Source organism: Marinoscillum sp. HNIBRBA16962 (assembly GCF_057801515.1).
Window position 1 is genome coordinate 1,976,830 of the sequence record NZ_CM173603.1, and the last position, 19,223, is coordinate 1,996,052.

The following is a 19,223-nucleotide window of genomic DNA, read 5'->3' on the forward strand; positions in this document are numbered from 1 at the left end:
CCGTCCTGAAAATGAAAAAGTACGATGTTATCGTCATAGGTGCTGGCCCAGCAGGTTATGCTGCCGCTATGCGCGCCGTTGACTTTAAGAAGAAGGTAGCACTGATAGAGAAAAAACAACTTGGTGGTGCTGGAATACACCATGGTGCATTGTGGAGCAAAACCTGGTGGGAACTAAGTCGCGAAGCTTATTCCCTGCGTAAACACTCTTCTGCGCTTAATGCTACAGACATTCTGTTTAATTACAAACGCCTTCAGTCTGAGGTGAGAAAAGCTGTTCAGGAACGGATGGAACAGCTGGAACATCACATGCATAATATTAACGTATCTATAGGGGATGGTCTTTTTGAGTACATACAGGGAAGTGCCCGGGTGATTAATAAAAACACTGTGGAAGTTAATCATTTCGAGGATACCAGACAGGTTGAAGCTGATTACATCATTTTGGCTACTGGCAGCACTCCGAGAAAACTGCCTGAAATCCCCATCGACGAGGAGCATGTATTTACCAGTGACGGATTGGATAAACTGGAAGAATTTCCTAAAAGCATCGTGATTGTAGGGGCCGGGGTTATTGGCTGTGAGTTTGCTACTATCTTTTCCAATTTTGGGCATACCAAAGTGCATTTGATTGATAAAGGGGATCGTATCCTGCCATTTGAGGATGAAGATGTGGTGAAGGTTATTGAGAGAAATCTTGAAGCCAAGGATGTATTGATCCATCGCAACTCCAGGCTCATTGAGATGGAAATAGAGAATGAGATGGTGAAGTATACACTTGAGTATACTGATGGTACCAAGGAGGTATTCAGAGTGGAAAAGGCCCTGGTCTCCGTAGGTAGGGAGCCCAACTATGAAAATCTTTTTGACAATGGGGTGAATGTGAAAATTGATAACCGGGGTATTATCGATAATCATACTCAGACGTCCGTTCCAAACATCTATGCAGTTGGTGATATCACGGCAGACATTTCGCTGGTCAACGTAGGAGAGCTTGAGGGACGGTTTGCAATAGAACGGATCTACGGCAAGCCGGAAAGGGATTTGATCTATGAAAACATCTCCACGATCATGTTTCTTTCTCCGGAGGTAGCAGGAGTAGGGATGAATGAAATTCAGGCCCGGGATAAAGGTCTGGAGTACAAAGTTGTCAGTATAGATTATTCTTGTATTCCCCGGGCTATTGCTATGCGTAATACTCAGGGGTTCATTAAGATACTCGTCACCAATGATGATAAGCAGCTTATTTTGGGAATGCGGGTAGTAGGAGAACATGCATCCAGCGCTATTCAGGCGGTTGCTTTACTAATCTCCATGGGCAAAGGGATCAAAGAGCTGGCAGAGTTAATCCATCCACATCCATCAATCATCGAGGGAATCCAGGAATGTGGACGAATGTTACTTGGGAAATCCATGCTGAAGCCTTCCGTGCTAAAAAATGCGATGGTTTGCAAAACCTACAAAAACGGACAGTATTCAGATCTAGTAGTGTCCTAGTCCCACTGAATATTTTCAGGTAGAGAAAAGATATCAGGCTCGAAAGACTCGTTTTCTTCAAGTTGTGTTGCTTCAAGGGTATAAGAAAACCCGGGAAGGCTTTTTTCTATCCTGAGCGGTATCCCCGAGTGTTCCCAAATAGCAGAAGTGGTGCCATTATCAAATTTCCAGATCCTGCAGGGTAAATTAATCAGCGTATCTGTTCCCTGCAGTTTCGCACCTTGTGTTTCCATAATTGCTGCAACGATCTCCGGGGCCTTCTTGTAGGAAATCAGCGAGCTCCAGTTTTTATCCAGCTCTTTTGTCCCCTTTTCTGAGTCCATATTGATTCTGAACTTGTAATCCCCGTCTATGAGGTCTTTTGTGGTTTCCGTACTTTCTACCCCGTACCGGGTAAAGCTGATTTCTTTATAAAAGGCGGACCTCCATCCGTTTCTGTCGAAATGAAAGGAAGAACTGCCAGTAGCGTCTCCGGTTATTTTATAGCTGATTACTCCGGAGGTAAATGGATACTTTGCAGGCTTTTCTTTGCTTAGAGATGCTGAGTTTCCGGAATCCTGCGCTTCTACTAAAGCAAAGAGGATCAGGCAGAAAAGGGATAAAAATGTTTTCATAGGGTTAATGTGGGTTTAACCCTGAAGTTAAGAAAAAAAAGAAAACCCTGGAAATTTACTTCCCAGGGTTCCAACCAGCTATAGACAAGAATCCTGATAAATCAGGAGTTGTTTTTAAAACTTATGATATTGCTAAGTTGGCTGGTTTTACTTTACAAATCCTGCCAAATCACTTAACCTGACTGCCAAATCAGATCAAATGTTCATTTTAACCCTATTACTTGTAAAATACCGACACTTCTTCGAGAGGTTTTCTCTTCAATTCAGGCACGTAAGCCTCTTTTTCCGGATACCCAACCGGCAACACCAGAAATGGTCGTTCATAGGATGGCCGATCCAAAATCTCACTCAGAAAATTCATTGGTGATGGGGTGTGAGTTAGTGTGACCAGTCCTGCATTGTGAATAGCTGTGATCAGGAAGCCACAGGCAATACCTACAGACTCATTGACATAGTAATTATTAGCTTTTTCATTGCCAGCTATTTCATATACTTTTTTAAATACCACGATGAGCCAAGGCGCTTTTTCGAGAAATGGTTTGTTCCAGTCTGTCCCAATGGGTTGCAGGTCCCTGAGCCAGCGGTCACTCATTCTGCCATGGTAGCTATCATATTCTTCCTTTTCTGCAGCCTCCCTGATCTTTGATTTGAGATCGGGATTGGAGATGACGCAGAAAGTCCATGGCTGCTTGTGGGCTCCCGATGGAGCTGAAGAGGCTGTGAGTATCAGGTTTTGAATGACTTCTTCAGGTACAGGAGTGTCGCTGATATCCCGAACAGTTCTGCGTTTATCCATAAATGAATAAAAATCCCGGGCCCTTTTCGGGGCATCACTTTCCGGTACCTGGGAACCGTGATATCTTATATGGGGATAACCATTGATCTCTTTTTTATCCATCATTTCCGGGGTTTGGGCATCAAAGTTTTCTGATTACTTCTTTAAACAACTTGACAAGGTATTTTTCAGCCTCAGCAGCAGTATTGAGTATGTCATTAATATCCACTGGCTGGAGATTATCCGGATCACAGTCATCAGTAAGTACAGAGACCGCACTCACTGGTAACCCCATTTGATTAGCCGCAATGACTTCCGGTACGGTAGACATACCCACTACATCTGCTCCGGCATTGCGTAAAAACCGGTATTCCGCCCGGGTTTCCAGGTTAGGTCCGGAAACGGCTACATAGACACCTTCATTTAGAGGAATGGACTCTTTCCGGGCTACTTCTCGCATGGTATCATTCATCTCCCGATCATAAGGGCTACTCAGGTCAGTAAATATCGGCCCAAATGCAGGGGACTCTTTGCCCCTCAGAGGGCTTCCCGGCAGCAGGTTGATGTGGTCTTCTATGAGCATCAGCTGACCTTTTTTCCAGTTCAAGTTCATATTTCCCCCTGCATTGGAGATTAGAAGTTTTTTTATGCCAAGGTATTTCATCACTCTGACCGGAAAGACGACTTCCTGCAGTGAATATCCCTCATAGTAATGAAAACGCCCCGACATGGCTATTACCGTACTACCCTCCAGCCGTCCATAGATGAGTTTCCCCTTATGAAACTCTACTGTGGCTATTGGGAAGTGGGGTATTTGATCGTATGAGATCTCAATTATGATCTCTATCTTGTCCGTCAGCGCCCCGAGACCTGTTCCCAGTATGATACCTATTTCCGGTTCCTCAAATCCTTCTTTTTGAAGAAAAGAGACCGTTTCCTTTACTTTTTCCAGCATTGTGTGATTTTTATTTTCTATGGTGAGCCATATCGAATGCCCCCGGAAAATTAAAGAGTTTTAGTAGCAAAGAAGAAAATCTGTTTTTAAATTGGCCGACAAATACCCTTAACCATGAAAAACATTTTTGGACTTTTAGTAGTATTTTTCTCACTCGGAGCTTCCGCTCAACAACCGATCACTTCTACACCATTTGAGCTTTATGGTGATCACATTTTTATTTCCCTAAGTGTGGACGATTCCGATCCGGTTGATTTTATTTTTGATACAGGAGACGGATTAGCGGTCATTGATACCGATCTGGCAAAAGAGCTGGGTTTGAACATGGACCATAAGACAAGCAAGACCAGTGCTCAGGGGAGTGTTACGGGAGTTTTGATCGAGCACAACAAGATTGAGCTTAATGATGTGAAACTGGAGGATATTGAGCTTTATTCCACAGATCTGGATCATCTTGAAAGGTCTATCGGACGAAATATAGACGGGATCATCGGCTATGATCTATTGAAAAACTATGTTTTAAAGGTGGATTACCAGGATATGATGTTTAAGCTTTATGACCCTTCCTCCTTTACCTACACAGGTATTGGCCAGGGACTAAAGTTTAAACTCGACTCTTATATACCTCACATCACCTGTTCTGTGAAATTGAATAATGGAGAGACTTATACAGATGAGTTTTTTATCAATACCGGCGCGGGTACATCCATGGATTTTAACACCGTATTTGCTAAGAAACATGATGTGATCAAAAAGACCGGGGAACATTACTCATATCCGGTTGCAGGACTGGGTGATAAGGAGACGTTACATTATGAAGGCAGAGTATCGGGTTTTGGTTTTGGAACGGTGGATTTTGAAAATATGCCGATAGGTATCAGCCAGGCAGAGCATGGGATACAGCATAATAAAAAAGTGGCCGGTATCATTGGCAACAAAGTTTTGAAGCGTTTTAACATCACGTATGATTACAAAAATCATATGATATACTTTGAAGCAAACAAAAACTTTGAAGAACCCTTCCTGGTTAATGCCAGTGGCCTCAATCTTCAGCTTGACAAAAGCAAGGAGAAAGTACTCATTCACCGGGTGTTTGAAGATACACCTGCCGGTAATGCAGGTTTAGAGGCAGATGCAGAAATTTTGTCGGTAAACGGAAAGCCAGCATCAGGATACGAGCTACCCGAATTAAGAAAGATCTTAAGGGAGGTAAACCAAAAAGTAACGCTGAAGGTACTTCAGAATGGGGCTGAGAAGGAAGTAACACTCGACCTTTCGGAGTTAATCTAAGACCTCTCAACTTACCAGATACTAAACTTCTTCAATAGCCTGCAATATGATGTTGCAGGCTTTTTCTATTTCACCCATAGTGATAGTAAGAGGCGGCGCTATTCGCATCGAATTGTCACAGAATAAAAACCAGTCTGTGACCACACCAAGCTCGATGGCCCGATCGATGATGGGTTTTAATACTTCAAACGATTCAAACTCCATAGCCATCATGAGGCCCTTATTCCTAACCTCTTTTATTTTGGGGTGTTTTAGAAGCGCATGAAAACGATCAGCCTTTTCTGCCACACTGTCAATAATGCTGTCCTTTAAAAGAACTTTAAGCGTAGCTAAAGAGGCTGCTGCACTGACCGGATGACCACCAAATGTTGTGATATGTCCCAGGATGGGATTTTCCTTGAGTGCATCCATGATTTCTTTTGAGCTGATAAACGCGCCAATTGGCATTCCGCCTCCCATGCCCTTAGCCGTGACAAGGATATCTGGTGTAACCTCGTACTGCTGGAAAGCCCAAAATGTACCGGTTCGGCCAAAACCGGTCTGAATTTCATCCAGTATCAATAGGGAGCCTACTTCGTCGCATCTTTTCTTGACCTCTTTGAAATAAGTCTCATCCGCAATGCGGACTCCTGCTTCACCCTGAACTGTTTCGATCAGGACCGCTGCAGTATTGTGGTCTATCTGACTCAGTGCGTCCTTTTTTCCAAAAGGTATATGGTAGTGCCCCGGGAGAAGCGGACGGTAGTTTTGCTTGAAAATCTCATTGCCTCCTGCTGAAAGAGCCCCATGTGAGGAGCCATGATATGCATCGATGCAGGAGATGGTATTGGGTTTTCCTGTAAATCGTTTGGCCAGTTTCATGGCTCCTTCTATAGCTTCACTTCCTGAATTCACCAGGTAGACTGACGAAAGCGGGTCCGGTAATGTATCCGCCAGCGCTCTTGCCAGCTGTGTTTGAGGATTTTGGACAAACTCTCCGTAGACCATCAGGTGCATGTACTGGTCTACCTGTTTTTTTACAGCCTCCACTACTTTAGGATGCCGGTGGCCGATATTGCTGACACCTATGCCTGAAATCAGATCGATGTATTCTTTGCCTTCAGGATCGTACATATAAACCCCTTCCGCCCGCTCAATTTCGATCATGAGGGGGAAATCGGTGGTTTGGGCCAGGTGGCTGAGGAATAATTGTCTGTTTGATACCATAGCGAGTGCAAAGGTATAAAATGCTTAATGGACAACATCTTGTTACCACTCATGTAAAATTTACTGCTGGAATAAAACAATCCGATCCTAGATGGTATTATTAACACTGAAGAATTGAAACGATCAGACCCATGAAAATCAATACGCTACTTATCCCCGTTCTTTTATTATCTCTGAGCTTTTCAGTGGAAGCACAAGACCTGAAGATTGATCCGGCCATGTATGAGATCATCGGAAAAGTAAGTGCTGAAAGACTGGAAAGTGATGTGCGGAAGCTTGCCGGTTTTGGTACCAGGCATACCATGTCTGATACGATATCTGACACTCGCGGGATCGGTGCGGCAAGGAGATGGATTAAGCGTGAGTTTGAGAAAATATCAAAAGCGTGTGGCGGATGCCTCGAAGTGTACGAACAAAAGACCCTGGTGAAAGGTGATCTGGAGACTCGTATCACTAAAGATACCTATGTGGTGAATGTTTATGCTATCAAAAGAGGAACAAAATATCCGAATCGATATGTGCTGATGAGTGGAGACATAGATTCCCGGGTCTCAGACGCGCTGAATTACACGGATGATTCTCCAGGAGCAAATGATAATGCTACAGGAATGGCCGCAGCTATCGAGCTGGCCAGGGTGCTTTCTGATTATGATTTTGAATCCAGCGTACTGCTGGCAGGTCTGTCAGGTGAGGAACAGGGGCTGTATGGCGGGAAATTCCTTGCGGAAAAAGCTAAAAATGAAGGCTGGGAAATTGTGGGGATCCTGAATAATGATATGATCGGAAATATCGAGGGGGTAGATGGTGTGATTGACAACCGGAGTTTCAGGATTTTCTCGGAACCCTATTATCAAAATACAACGGAGCGCGAGTTTCAGCTGAAGCGATTTTACGGAGGTGAAAATGACGGAGAATCCAGGCAGCTGGCCCGGTATGTTTATGAAACCACCCGGACTTACTTGCCGGAGATGAACCCGATTTTGATTTACAGACTGGATCGGTTTGGCAGGGGTGGACACCACAGACCTTTTAATGAAGCTGGTTTTCCCGGAGTAAGGGTTATGGAAGCTCATGAGAATTATAACCGCCAACATCAGGATTTGCGTACCGAAAACGGAATCAAGTATGGAGATGTTGTAGCCGGTGTGAATTTTGACTATTGTGCTAAGATGACAGCTGTCAATGCTGTGGCATTAGCGTGTCTTGCCAGTGCACCTCCGAGGCCCGGAAATGTGAAGATCGGTGGAATAGTAGAGCCAAGTACCCGACTGTCGTGGGAAAAAGCAGGTGGTGATGAGGTAGCCGGCTATAAAATCTACTGGCGTGATACCACTTCTCCTGTATGGCAGTATTCTCGATTTGTAGGCGATATTAATGAGTTTACGCTGGAGGGTATTGTTATAGATAATTACCTGTTTGGAGTGGCCACTGTCGGGATTAACGGTCATGAAAGTATTGTTTCTTATCCTCAGGGTATCTTACGCAATTAATTGGTCGGGAAATATTGTCGATTCGTCCAATAACTGGTACATTTTTAAAGTAAATAGATTCCTTTTGGGGTAGGGTATTGGCTACCGGAACCGTTAAGTTTTTAACTATAACTCTCTACCGTGAAATTATTTACTAATCTTACTAAGAAAACCCGGATTTTTATCCTGGGTCTATCGTTTTATTTAACCGGGTGTAACCTTGGGGACATCCCGGATCTTGATAATACTTACTTACCCGAATATAAAGGGAATGTAGCCATTTTGTTGGTGAAAGATACGCTTGTTATCAGTAAATTCCTGGAAGAGGCAATTACCGATAGCAGCGCTATTCAGGAAGGTGAAAATCAAGAGATCATTTTTCAATATGAAACGGAGACGGACTTCACATTGGGTGATGATTTTGTTCAAATCAATAATTTTTCCAACTCAAAATATTTAGATAGTCCATTGGATCCACCGCTGGGATCATCCTCCTTTGTTACATCGAGTGATAATACAATTACTTTTGATGAGGCAGCTACCTTCAACCTGCCTGCTGCTAAGGGTGAAGATGTTGATTCTTTGTATTATCAGTCCGGAACATTTGCTCTTGAATTAAATTCCGGTTTTCCTGCCGGAGTGACTGTTAATTACACCTTTTCAACGGAGGCATTCAAAGACAGAGTCACAGACCAGTCGATCTCTGTAACGTCCGTTTTGGAATCGCAGGGAGAGGGACCTCCATTTTATGATAATAGTTCTGTTCTACTAAGTGGTTACAAGACTTTGCTCGAAGCAAATAGTGGGACCAATGATTTTGATGTGAAAATTGACGCAGAAGTATTTATTCCTGCGGGGACCAGCCTCTCTGGTAATGAATACCTGAACTTTACTCTTGAGGTACAAGATCCCGAAACGGAAACCGTATTTGGTTTTATGGGACAGGATACTATTGATATTCCTACCAAGCGAATATCACTTGGACTGTTTAATGATTTTTCCGGAACAGGTATTGAATTTAAATCTCCGGAAATTGCATTTTCGGTTAACAATTCATTTGGAATACCTCTGAGTATGGACTTTTCCCAGGCTTTTGCCCAATATGCCGATCAGGATGATATGCTTATTTCAGGAGATATAGCTGAAAATTTTCAGGAGATTTCAGCACCATCAGTTGAAAATTACGGAACCAGTGTTGAGTCAATATTAAGTATCAACTCCTCTAATTCTAATCTCAGAGAGCTTTTGTCTACCTCTCCGGATCGGTTAGTACTTCCGTTGGTTGGATACTCCAATCTGGACAATACAGATCAAAACTTTGTTAGTGAAGATTCCCGGATTGATATACGAGCAGTTATCTCATTGCCTTTGAGTGTAAGGCTGGATGCTTTCGAGTATGAGTCAGAAGTGGAGATGGATGGTTTGGATGATCTGAAAGGTACGGAGGAGCTGAGTTTGCTTTTCCGAACTACTAATGAGCTTCCGTTTGACGGGTCAATCGACCTGTATTTTGTGGATGAAAACGGTAATCGGTTTGATTCGCTAAAGAACAATGTGCTATTCCGAGCTCCGGAAAGCTACGATGCAAATGGAAAAGCTACTGCACCATCGGAAAATTCCACAGAAATAATACTTGATGCTGAAAAAATTGAATCCTTAACAAGCGCTGCAAGCCTGACGCTTGTAACCCGGCTCAATTCTTACGGACATGATCAGGGCACTTTTGTCCAGGTCTTTTCTGATTATGAATTGATCACTTCACTGTCTCTGGCAGGTAAATTGTCCGTAAACTTAAATGGTAATTAATCATGAGAAAACTACTGATCATTTCTATATTCATTTTGGTTAATTACCAGGTTTTTAGTCAGGCTAATATTGGGTTTTTCCATCTGAAAAATGCTACTCCGCAGAACAACAATTACAATGCTGCGGCCTTTCCTGAATCTCGTGTTTTTGTAAGTCTGCCGGCAATTTCCGGTATCGATCTTTCTGTAAATAACAGCTTTGGATTGACAGATGTGTTTACAACTACCGGGGATTCTACGCTGATTGATATTGATCGGTTTCTAACCAATCAGAAAGAACAGGCTTATCTGAATGCATCGGTAGGTCTCACGGATTTTATGTTTGGATACCGGCTGGATGATAAGAGCTTTTTTACCCTCTTTGTGAATGAGCGAATTGATGGTACGGTTTTTTATCCGGTTAAGCTTATGAACTTTTTATGGGAAGGAAACGGTGCGTATATAGGTCAAAACTATGCTATTGATGATATCTCTTATGATTTCACCCATTACAGAGAATGGGGAATTGGCTATGGTCGGTCTTTCAATATACTTGGCTTCAATACCAATGCTGGTGTGAGGTTAAAGTACCTGACCGGCGTATTTCACAGTAGTATAAAAAACAACCTGTCCATGTCTATTCTTACCCGGGAGGAGGATTATTCTCTGGAAGTAACACTGGATGACGGGCTGGTAAGGTCAGCAGGAATGGATATGATCTCGGATGCTTCAGACATCGGATACTTCATTTTCAATCAAAACGGAGGATTTGGTTTGGATCTGGGTGCTCAAATGGATATTACCAGTAAACTGACCGTAGGTCTGGCAGTAAATGATCTGGGTTTTATCACCTGGAAAGAGCAGACTGAAGTGACGAAATTCAATGGGGTGAGTTTTTCTTATGAGGGGATGGACCTGGATAACCTCGATCAGTTTGCAGATGCTTTGCAGGATTCCATTGAATCACTGGAGGTAGATACTACAGCTACTAAATTCACAACCTCACTAAACTCCAGAACTTTCCTTACGGGGAGCTACCAGGTGACAAAAAATGGTTATGCGCAAGCGTCTGTTTCTAACTATGTAACCCAGGGGCGGGTGAAATCTGCTTTCGGGGTGGGGTATCTTCAAAACCTGGGCAGATGGTTTGCGGCCTCCGTATCGGCTTCAGCTGCTTCACAGCGTGGAGTGGATGTAGGTGCGGGTTTGATGCTGCGTGGTGGTTTTTTCCAGACTTACGTGTCAGTGGATAATATCTTTAACACCATCAACATTCCCAAAGCTTCGGGTGTCAATGTGAAATTTGGCATAAACTTTTTGTTTGGCAAACGACCCGATGCGAAAAAGCGAAAAGAAAAGGAAACTATAGACCTGGAAGATTATTACGATCTTCCGGAGAATGAAGAGGAATATAGTCCTGAGGAAGAAGATCAGGACCAATGATAAAAGAAGAAGGCGCTCAAATGAGCGCCTTTCTTCTTTATACTATTCGGTGGAAATTACGCTAGTATCTGAGAAGTGTGATCCTTTGTCTTTACTTTTTCGATCACCTCTTCAATGACTCCTTCTTCATTAATCACAAAAGTGGTCCGGAGAGTTCCCATGTAGGACTTACCATACATCTTTTTTTCACCCCACGTCCCGAATGCATTGTGCACAGATTTGTCTTCATCGGCTATTAATGGAAAAGGAAGGTCATACTTTTCAATAAATTTTTTATGTGATTTAGGAGAGTCTCCACTCACTCCCAGGACAACATAACCCTGATTTTGCAAGGCATCATAATTATCCCTGAGATTACAGGATTCGGCTGTACATCCGGGAGTATTGTCTTTTGGATAAAAATACAGAACTACTTTTTTTCCCTTGAAATCTGAAAGTTTTATGGGGTTTCCATCCTGATCGACGCTTTCGAAATCAGGTGCTTTTTCTCCTGCTTTTAGCATAGTTATAAGGTTCGGTTATAAAAATTTATGTTTCCAGCGTTATCTTTTACTTCTAGTATAAACTCTCCTTTGATCGGGATGTTTGGATCTTTTTTGACCGACCAGATCAGGTCGCGCTTGTACTCATATTTCATCAGCAGGAACTCGCCGTTCAGAGTAGCGCGATATGATTGTATGCCTGACATGTCGTCTGCGATCTTAAAGTAAGCTTCCCGGTCATTAATGATCTGAGGTTCAATGGTAGGAGGTACAGTATCCTGAGCAATCGTGTAAGTCACCAGATCCCTGGTGTAAAATGAAATGGTGCTATCGTTCCACTCTCCACCTATGTAATTAAGGTCACCCGCATAGTAGGAATAGACCTGGTGTTTTTCATTATAGGTTTTTGCAGGTTTTAACCTGATCTCAACACTACCTTGAAGCGGAAAATCACCATGAGGAAATTTAAATAACTCCAGGTTTTTAAGTGAATCATATCCCTTCTCAAAGCGGAGGTAGAGCGTGTCAAAAAGACTGTATTTTTTAAAGAAAATATCCACCTCATGGTTGTAAAAACTCAATTCCGTTTGTGAGGGTATCATGGAGTAAATTCCGGTTTTTATGATCTCACCACAAAAATCTACTGAATCGGGTAATCCCCTCCTAAGGTCCCAAAGGTAATAGGCTGCCTTACTATCTGCACGGTATGGAGACAGATCTGCTACACCACCTCCAAGGTAAAGTTTCAGGTGAGTGGGAACTACTTTGTATTCAGCACGAAAATGAAGGTGATTTCGGTAAACTTCAAACTTGTCAATTTTTGGGTCTGGCGGATTCAGAACTTTCCGGTCGTTTACAGTTGTTTCAAAGATAGAAATATTTCCGTAGCTATCTTCCAGGTAAATCTTGATCGTATGCACAGAATCTGAGAAATAAATACCTTTTGAGGGCACTTCATAAAAGTCGTTGGTGTTCCCATCATCTACAAATAGTTTGTTGTATTTCCTCCCCGTATTTGCATATGCTTCATAGTTCATGTGAACCAGAATATTTCTTTGGTTGGCAAAGGACAGGTTTGATGTTACCTGCCGGAATACCGTATCCTCATCTATCAGCAGGGTGATTTTTGGGATACCATTTCTGTTCCAGACTCCATTGAGTAAATCGTAAGCATAGATCTCTATCCCAATATTCCCACTTAGCTTTAGAGGCACTCTTGTGTTGTAGACGTTTTTGTTTTTGAGTACATCAAATTCAAACCGGCCAAAGGTGCTGTTTACTCTGGCGCCCCCATCCAGGGTGACGAAAGCAATGTTTTTCATGATGGGGCTGATATCGTCTTTGATCTCTTTGAAGTTGAACTTCAAAGGATCCAGGATACGCTGGTTGAGGTCGCGTATCTCAAAGTGTAAATGTGGCCCGCTGGACGAACCCGTATTTCCCGAATAGGCAATCACTTCTCCCTGTCTGAAGGTGAACTGACCCTCATCCGGGAAAAGCTGAATCTCAAAAGATTCTTCCTTGTACTGATTCTTGAGGACATATTCTTCTATTTCCTCCCTGAATTTATCCAGATGCGCATAAACAGAAGTGGTGCCGTTAGGGTGTTTTAGATACAATGCGTAACCATATCCACCGGTTGATATTTTAATTCTACTGATATATCCGTCAGCAGTAGCATATACGGGTAGCCCCGTCTGACCACCGGTTTTAATGTCCAGACCGGCATGAAAATGAGAAGAACGCATCTCTCCCATGGAGCCTGCCAGGTAGTTTTGCTCTCCCGGATTTATAGGAAAGAGATAATAGTTCTCATAGGTAAATGGCTGACCTGCTGCGGTAATTGCGACAAATGAAAATAGAATCAATGTAATGGATCGCATAAAATCAAAGAAGGATCAAAGTGCTAACCAGAAACGCCAAAGTTATGTTCCTGTTATCTTTTATTCGGGTTATTTGACCTGAAAATCAAAGAGTTTTTGATCTTCAATATATCCGGTAAGCTGATCTCCGATTTTTACCGGCCCAACGCCTTTCGGTGTGCCTGTGAAAATGATATCTCCTGTTTTAAGGGTAAAGAATTTTGAGATATAAGCTATGAGCTCGTCTATCGGCCAAAGCATCAATGCGGTGTTTCCACTTTGGATAACTTTCCCGTTCTTTTCAAGCTTGAAGTTCAGGTTTTTAAGGTCAAATGGATCTTTGGATATGAAATCCGATAGGGGAGCAGATCCGTTAAAGGCCTTGGCGGTCTCCCAGGGGAGTCCTTTTTCCTTTGCCCTGGCCTGAATGTCCCTGGCGGTAAAGTCAATCCCCAGGCCAATCTCATCATAATACTTATGCGCAAACTGAGCCTCGATCGATTTTCCTTCTTTCCTGATCTTTACCAGGACTTCTACCTCATGGTGGATGTCTTTTGAAAAATCAGGGTAATAAAACGGATCGTTGTTTTTGAGGATTGCAGTGTCCGGCTTCATGAAGATGACCGGATTTTCAGGGCGTTCATTGCCCAGCTCAGATATATGTTCGGCGTAGTTTCGCCCGATACAGATGATTTTCATATGTTTAAAGTCTCAAAATTTGACATTTGGTACATGCCTTAATTATATCAGTTGGACTGCGCGTCCCTGTGTTGCTCAATAATTGGGTCGGACCGCGTAGGTTGAGACTACGTGTCCCGGACTACGCGTCCCGGCATCATGCTCATTTCATGCTAGTGATAAATTGCAAAAATGCAGTATACTAAAAATGTTTTATAAACAGTTATATGACTGCTTGTTGTGTTTGATGAATATTGGGTCATTAAGCGCTAGTGGACCAGTATTTCCTCTTTTTCTTCCACCTCCATATGGCAGGTTTCATCTACCTGTACCATCATGACGTCCTTCAGCTCATTGATGAGCATCGGATCATATTTGGCTTTTACGCGAACGTAGTTTTCGGTAAAGCCATGCATGTAGCCATTTTCGATATCTTCTTCGAAAAGCACTTGCTGTGATTTGCCCACCTGCTGATTGTAGAAATAGCGTTTCTTTTTCTCTGAAAGGGAGCGGAGCATTTTGGAGCGTTTCTGACGTTCCTTCATGGGTACCACTTCGTCCATCTCCAGTGCCTGCGTGTTTGCACGCTCGGAGTAAGTGAACACGTGGAGATAGGAGACATCCAGCTCATTCAGGAAGTTGTAGGTTTCCAGGAAGTCCTCGTGACTTTCTCCGGGAAAGCCGGTGATTACATCCACTCCTATACAGCAGTCCGGCATGAGGGATTTGATGGTAGCTATACGGTCCGCATAAAGGTCACTCAGGTAGCGGCGGTTCATGGCCTTTAGCACCTTATCACTTCCTGACTGGAGTGGGATGTGAAAGTGCGGAACGAAGCGTTTGGACTGAGCGACAAACTCAATGATCTCATTTGAGAGCAGGTTAGGTTCTATAGAAGAAATTCTGAACCGGTCGATTCCCTCCACTTCATCCAGCGCTTTGATCAGGTCTATGAATTTTTCCTTTCTTCGTCCGTCCCGGATCCCGAAATCTCCTATGTTTACGCCTGTGAGTACCACTTCTTTTACTTCTGAAGCGGCGATCTCCCTGGCCTGCTCCAGGATAGATTCGATGGTAGCGCTACGGCTTTTTCCCCGTGCCAGGGGAATGGTACAAAAAGCACAACCATAATTGCATCCATCCTGCACTTTCAGGAATGTGCGCGTCCGGTCTCCATATGAGTAGGAGGCGTTGTACGATTTAGCTTCCTGGATTTCAGAAGCATACACCTGTGGTTTGTTTTTGGAGGTAAAGTCATCCAGGTAGTCAAATAACTGAAATTTCTCAGCAGCGCCTAACACAGCATCTACACCTCTGATCTCGCTGATCTCTTTGGGCTTTAGCTGTGCGTAGCAGCCAATGATGGTCACAAAACTACCGGGGGAGATCTTTTTAGCTTCCTTTACTATCTTCTTACATTTCTTATCTGCATTCTCAGTTACTGAGCAGGTGTTAATGATAAAAATGTCCGGGCTGTCTGTGAAATCCACCTTCACATAGCCACGGTCTTCAAACATCCTGGATATGGTAGATGTCTCTGAGAAGTTTAGCTTACATCCAAGTGTATAAAAGGCCACACGCTTCATAGGACCGCAAAGTTAGGGAAAGTGGACCTATCTCCCAATCAAAATAAAAGGTGCCCAATAATAGGGCTCATTAAACTTCTCCCCGTTGATGAATTTGAGCTTAGCTTTACGTAAGTCATCTGCGAAAGCCAGGTTATCTGAGTGGTGCAGGTGCTGAGTGTAAAAATCGATCATCAGCTGCGCGGTAGATGCATCAGCTACCTGCCACAAAGAAACGATCAGGTTTTTAGCTCCGGCATAAGTCAGCGATCTGCTTAACCCAATGATACCTTCTCCTTTTTCGATCTTTCCCAGGCCAGTTTCACAGGCAGACAGCGTTACCAGGTCCGCATTAATATTCAGGTTATAAATTTCACCCGAATACAGGCTGCCGTCTTCCTGCTCATCAGGTGAAAGAAAGATCCTCGAAAGCTCAGGGCGTGATTCGTTGACAATACCATGTGTAGCAAAGTGCAGGTATTTGTAGTCTGAGAGTTTTTCGGTTTTAAGAGAGGCTTCAGATGCTTCACTTTTCAGGCAGACAGTAGGCTTGTCTTTTTCAGAGAGAAACAAGTACCGTATCTGCTGCACTTCTTCTTCCGAACCGGGAAGTTCCGGCATTTTTAGTTCATTGTTTTCAAAAGTGACCGGCGCGGAGAGAAAAATACCTGAGACATTTCTACTATCGTTTTGAGTCTTTTGCTTGTCTACAAAAAGGGACGCTGCAAAGTCATACGAGATGCTATAATCCTCGATCAGGTAATGATAGCCTGTTTCAGACTCCCCTGTAAGCAGTGTTTCAAAAGGGATCGTTCCCAAAACTCCATCCGGCAGGATCACCAGGTGATTGATTTCATCATCAATCCTGGGAATCAATTGCTTGTATAATTTTTTTGCTGACTCCTCAAAAGCACTTGAAATCTGGTATTTGATACTGTTTCTCAGTCCGCTTGCCAGCTGGATCAGTTGATCATTTTTCGGGAAGTCAAAAACCCTAAAATCTTCTTTGGTAATGTAAAACACATAGATCGTTTGATCACCGGTAAAGTAGGAGAGTAGAGCGGTCTTTTCCGGGGTCACACTTTGGATCTCCTCTATGGTAATGTCTTTCTGCTGGTATTTGAGATTGAAGTAATCCGGAAATTCTTCCTCTAACTGGTCAATGAAACTACGGTATGTCTGCTGATATTGAAATAACTTTTCCTTTAGTTTGGGTGCTTCTTCTCCTTTCTGGGCAATTTCCTGCTCCAGCCAGCTGATCTCGCCCTTTAGGCTATCCTCAAGTTGGATCAGGTTGTCCGGTATACCGGCAAAAGATTTAGCCTTGGTTTCATTAATAGCCTCCAGGAGGGTAGCTGCCTTGCTTCGCTCACAAAAAGTAAATGCTGCTTTTTTATAGGTGTTTTTTCTGAAAGTTTTATCACTCAGGTATAGTGCGATCCTGATCCCGTTATCATATACCTTCGCAGCTAAATTACCGATCCGGATCTTGTCCTTATCACTGAGACGCGATTGGCGCATTTGGGTGATGAGCTCATCACACTTTTTGTAAGTAGCCAGAGCGCCTTCTATATCCCTTGGTTTCAGTGAGTGCTCAAAGTGGTATGCTTCCTGCGCCTGCGCCTTGGCCATTAAGGATGCCAGGAGATACGAAGCGTTATAGAAGCCTTTGATTTCAGGAAGATCATAAATGGTTGAATAATCCTGATCATACAGGTTTGTGTAAATAGATTTCTGGAAATTTTTTACAGCCAGCTCATAGTTTTCTTTTTTGAAATATACTGAGCCTATCAGGGTGTAGGTATTGGCAATTTCCGGGTGCTTCTCTCCATACAGTCTTTTATATTGATCCAGCGCCTGCTTTTGTAACTCGAGAGCTTCATCGTAATTGCCCTGTTCTTCATAGATCTTTCCTTTGTTAGACAGGGTCAGGGCTTTATTAGGATGATCTCCCTCTGAGAGTTCTTTCCAGACATCCAGTGTCAGGTCCATGTAGGCTAGCGCATCCTGATAATTTTTCTGAAACCGATGTGCAAAAGCCATGTTGGTGTAGCAAAAAGCTATTTTTTCGTGATTCTCACCATAGACTTTCTTGTAGATATCCAGTGTTTTATCAAAATAAATAATAGCCTGAAGGAAGTCAGTTTCGGTATAGAATAAGCCCAGGTTGATGTACGAATCTGCCAGGGACGGCGCATCGGATTCCAGTAAATTTTCACGAATAGCCAATCCTTTTTCCAGGTAATCAAGAGCTGTTTCGAGATTGCCGTTGTTAAAATAAATGACACCAAGGCTATTGTAGCATTGAGCGGCTGTAAGACTATTGGGGTCTGCGAGGTTTTGCTCAGCCTCAGTCAGGGCTTCCAGGGCCAGATCGTTTCGCCCTATTTCCAGGTACTGCTGACCTTTTTCCAGAAGTGACTCCTGTCCGAAAACTGTGAATGCTTTTAATAAAAATCCCAGTAGAATAATTCTCTTCATCACTAAAACCGGTAAACGTAACTAAAACTTAATACATGTTTACGGGTAAGGCCATCGGGATTCACTTCCCTATCGGCCAACTTCAATCCAAAAATTGCTTTTACACTGTTGTTGACGTTGAAGTGGTAGCCTGCACTTGTCAGTGCGGAAAGCGCCAAACCAGTTGTATTATCTATTTTAAACAATTCGTCCGTTGCTTCATCATATATCCCATCATTGTCCGTATTGAAATTCCATCTTCTGTCTTTGGTAATACGGTAGATCGGGAGCAGACCGATGCTGAAATTGTAGTTTAGAAAACGGAAATTTCGTTCTACCCTGAGCATCACATCCGTACCTCTTTTCAGGTGATTGGCCAGGTTGTTATTCTCCAGGTAATTTTCATCAGGATAATCCAGCCACTGACCCCACCGGAAGTCATTTTCATTTTGATGGATCAGAGGAATTTGAATGCCGGTAGCGAACAGCCACTTTTCTGTAATGTATGAAGCTCCTGCCACAGCATCGTAGGTTCCGAGGCTCACCTGATAGTACATAGGTAAGTCTCCACCTGGCCCATGTTCAGTATTTGTATTTTCAAGATCTGACCTGCCGGAAGGAATTTTAGCTCCGAGTGTAATTCCCAGCGAGGCATTGTTTTCTAAGGGGATCGTACGGGAGGCACTGATGGAGATATCACCTAACCCCTGTGTTTCTCCCAGGTTTCCTGTTACCGTCTGGTAGGGTACTTTCACCTGTACGGAGTTGTAGTCGTTGATTCCCACAGCCACATCGAGTGTATAAACAGTGATAACAGGGCTTAGGTTGCTTTGCCCGTGATAGTAGTTGAGCTCGACGGAGCGTAGTTTGAAGTCAATTTTTTTGCTGTAATCCTGGTCGGGTTTCATAGCCCCCATGGTACAGAAACCTGCATCACTGCAGCCCTGCCCATTTAACAAGGTGTGGGCGCTAAGAATAATTGTGAGCACTAAAAATAGCCGCATGGTCAAATATTTGGTTAAAAAGTGATCTTGAAATCCATAGCCGGAGGCAAATTGCCTGATCTTTCTTAAAAAAGTACCAATGAAAGTAAGAATTTTTAATTTTTTCACCAATTGAATTAAACCTTTTTGTGATGATCCTG

Annotated in this window: 15 protein-coding genes; 5 read left to right on the forward strand and 10 right to left on the reverse strand. The window is 43.2% G+C overall.

Annotated elements, in window-relative coordinates; genetic code table 11:
* Positions 1 to 11: 11 nt before the first annotated feature.
* A complete protein-coding gene (locus AC3E9V_RS08455) occupies positions 12 to 1,496 on the forward strand; it encodes a dihydrolipoyl dehydrogenase family protein (protein ID WP_488752753.1) in 1,485 nt (494 codons plus the stop codon).
* Here the strand turns inward: AC3E9V_RS08455 and AC3E9V_RS08460 are convergent.
* From AC3E9V_RS08460 to AC3E9V_RS08470, 3 genes are all read right to left on the reverse strand, one after another.
* The gene (locus AC3E9V_RS08460) at positions 1,493 to 2,110 is read right to left on the reverse strand and encodes a hypothetical protein (protein WP_488752754.1); all 618 of its coding nucleotides are present in this window, start codon (positions 2,108 to 2,110) and stop codon (positions 1,493 to 1,495) included. The two genes, AC3E9V_RS08455 and AC3E9V_RS08460, sit on opposite strands and share 4 nt — an antisense overlap.
* A 217-nt stretch (positions 2,111 to 2,327) precedes the next feature.
* Positions 2,328 to 3,011: a nitroreductase family protein gene (locus tag AC3E9V_RS08465; RefSeq protein ID WP_488752755.1), complete on the reverse strand. Its 684-nt coding sequence runs from the start codon at positions 3,009 to 3,011 to the stop codon at positions 2,328 to 2,330.
* 16 nt (positions 3,012 to 3,027) lie between these two features.
* A complete protein-coding gene (locus tag AC3E9V_RS08470) occupies positions 3,028 to 3,840 on the reverse strand; it encodes a purine-nucleoside phosphorylase (RefSeq protein WP_488752756.1) in 813 nt (270 codons plus the stop codon).
* Positions 3,841 to 3,954: 114 nt separating this feature from the next.
* Between AC3E9V_RS08470 and AC3E9V_RS08475 the strand changes: the two genes are divergently transcribed.
* A complete protein-coding gene (locus tag AC3E9V_RS08475; protein WP_488752757.1) occupies positions 3,955 to 5,130 on the forward strand; it encodes a retropepsin-like aspartic protease in 1,176 nt (391 codons plus the stop codon).
* A gap of 21 nt (positions 5,131 to 5,151) precedes the next feature.
* On the opposite strand, the gene AC3E9V_RS08480 is transcribed toward AC3E9V_RS08475, so the two are convergent.
* Entirely contained in the window at positions 5,152 to 6,336 is a 1,185-nt protein-coding gene (locus tag AC3E9V_RS08480; protein WP_488752758.1) for an aspartate aminotransferase family protein, read from the reverse strand.
* A 131-nt stretch (positions 6,337 to 6,467) separates the two neighbouring features.
* Between AC3E9V_RS08480 and AC3E9V_RS08485 the strand changes: the two genes are divergently transcribed.
* The 3 genes from AC3E9V_RS08485 (at position 6,468) to AC3E9V_RS08495 (ending at position 11,032) form a co-directional block, all read left to right on the forward strand.
* On the forward strand, positions 6,468 to 7,826 hold the full coding sequence (locus tag AC3E9V_RS08485) for a M28 family metallopeptidase (protein WP_488752759.1): 1,359 nt from the start codon (positions 6,468 to 6,470) through the stop codon (positions 7,824 to 7,826).
* A 120-nt stretch (positions 7,827 to 7,946) separates the two neighbouring features.
* Positions 7,947 to 9,611: a hypothetical protein gene (locus AC3E9V_RS08490; RefSeq protein WP_488752760.1), complete on the forward strand. Its 1,665-nt coding sequence runs from the start codon at positions 7,947 to 7,949 to the stop codon at positions 9,609 to 9,611.
* A 2-nt stretch (positions 9,612 to 9,613) separates the two neighbouring features.
* Positions 9,614 to 11,032 carry a DUF5723 family protein gene (locus AC3E9V_RS08495; RefSeq protein WP_488752761.1) on the forward strand — a complete coding sequence of 473 codons (1,419 nt, stop codon included), beginning with the start codon at positions 9,614 to 9,616 and terminating at the stop codon, positions 11,030 to 11,032.
* A gap of 56 nt (positions 11,033 to 11,088) precedes the next feature.
* On the opposite strand, the gene bcp is transcribed toward AC3E9V_RS08495, so the two are convergent.
* The 6 genes from bcp to AC3E9V_RS08525 form a co-directional block, all read right to left on the reverse strand.
* Positions 11,089 to 11,535 carry a thioredoxin-dependent thiol peroxidase gene (bcp, locus tag AC3E9V_RS08500; protein WP_488752762.1) on the reverse strand — a complete coding sequence of 149 codons (447 nt, stop codon included), beginning with the start codon at positions 11,533 to 11,535 and terminating at the stop codon, positions 11,089 to 11,091.
* A gap of 2 nt (positions 11,536 to 11,537) precedes the next feature.
* The gene (locus AC3E9V_RS08505; RefSeq protein ID WP_488752763.1) at positions 11,538 to 13,397 is read right to left on the reverse strand and encodes a M23 family metallopeptidase; all 1,860 of its coding nucleotides are present in this window, start codon (positions 13,395 to 13,397) and stop codon (positions 11,538 to 11,540) included.
* 69 nt (positions 13,398 to 13,466) lie between these two features.
* Complete coding sequence (locus tag AC3E9V_RS08510; RefSeq protein WP_488752764.1) at positions 13,467 to 14,075, reverse strand: fumarylacetoacetate hydrolase family protein; 609 nt, start codon at positions 14,073 to 14,075, stop codon at positions 13,467 to 13,469.
* Positions 14,076 to 14,323: 248 nt separating this feature from the next.
* Positions 14,324 to 15,640 carry a tRNA (N(6)-L-threonylcarbamoyladenosine(37)-C(2))-methylthiotransferase MtaB gene (gene mtaB / locus AC3E9V_RS08515; protein WP_488752765.1) on the reverse strand — a complete coding sequence of 439 codons (1,317 nt, stop codon included), beginning with the start codon at positions 15,638 to 15,640 and terminating at the stop codon, positions 14,324 to 14,326.
* A 27-nt stretch (positions 15,641 to 15,667) separates the two neighbouring features.
* Positions 15,668 to 18,100: a CHAT domain-containing protein gene (locus tag AC3E9V_RS08520; RefSeq protein ID WP_488752766.1), complete on the reverse strand. Its 2,433-nt coding sequence runs from the start codon at positions 18,098 to 18,100 to the stop codon at positions 15,668 to 15,670.
* A 2-nt stretch (positions 18,101 to 18,102) separates the two neighbouring features.
* Positions 18,103 to 19,191, reverse strand: a complete 1,089-nt coding sequence (locus tag AC3E9V_RS08525; protein WP_488752767.1) for a hypothetical protein — start codon at positions 19,189 to 19,191, stop codon at positions 18,103 to 18,105.
* Positions 19,192 to 19,223: the final 32 nt, after the last annotated feature.

Bases quoted from the DNA above. Each gene is read 5' to 3' on its own strand.
- AC3E9V_RS08455 (WP_488752753.1), top strand. From the start codon at position 12: ATGAAAAAGTACGATGTTATCGTCATAGGTGCTGGCCCAGCAGGTTAT.
- bcp (WP_488752762.1), bottom strand. From the start codon at position 11,535: ATGCTAAAAGCAGGAGAAAAAGCACCTGATTTCGAAAGCGTCGATCAG.
- AC3E9V_RS08465 (WP_488752755.1), bottom strand. From the start codon at position 3,011: ATGATGGATAAAAAAGAGATCAATGGTTATCCCCATATAAGATATCAC.
- AC3E9V_RS08475 (WP_488752757.1), top strand. From the start codon at position 3,955: ATGAAAAACATTTTTGGACTTTTAGTAGTATTTTTCTCACTCGGAGCT.
- AC3E9V_RS08485 (WP_488752759.1), top strand. From the start codon at position 6,468: ATGAAAATCAATACGCTACTTATCCCCGTTCTTTTATTATCTCTGAGC.
- mtaB (WP_488752765.1), bottom strand. From the start codon at position 15,640: ATGAAGCGTGTGGCCTTTTATACACTTGGATGTAAGCTAAACTTCTCA.
- AC3E9V_RS08480 (WP_488752758.1), bottom strand. From the start codon at position 6,336: ATGGTATCAAACAGACAATTATTCCTCAGCCACCTGGCCCAAACCACC.
- AC3E9V_RS08510 (WP_488752764.1), bottom strand. From the start codon at position 14,075: ATGAAAATCATCTGTATCGGGCGAAACTACGCCGAACATATATCTGAG.
- AC3E9V_RS08520 (WP_488752766.1), bottom strand. From the start codon at position 18,100: ATGAAGAGAATTATTCTACTGGGATTTTTATTAAAAGCATTCACAGTT.
- AC3E9V_RS08505 (WP_488752763.1), bottom strand. From the start codon at position 13,397: ATGCGATCCATTACATTGATTCTATTTTCATTTGTCGCAATTACCGCA.
- AC3E9V_RS08460 (WP_488752754.1), bottom strand. From the start codon at position 2,110: ATGAAAACATTTTTATCCCTTTTCTGCCTGATCCTCTTTGCTTTAGTA.
- AC3E9V_RS08470 (WP_488752756.1), bottom strand. From the start codon at position 3,840: ATGCTGGAAAAAGTAAAGGAAACGGTCTCTTTTCTTCAAAAAGAAGGA.
- AC3E9V_RS08495 (WP_488752761.1), top strand. From the start codon at position 9,614: ATGAGAAAACTACTGATCATTTCTATATTCATTTTGGTTAATTACCAG.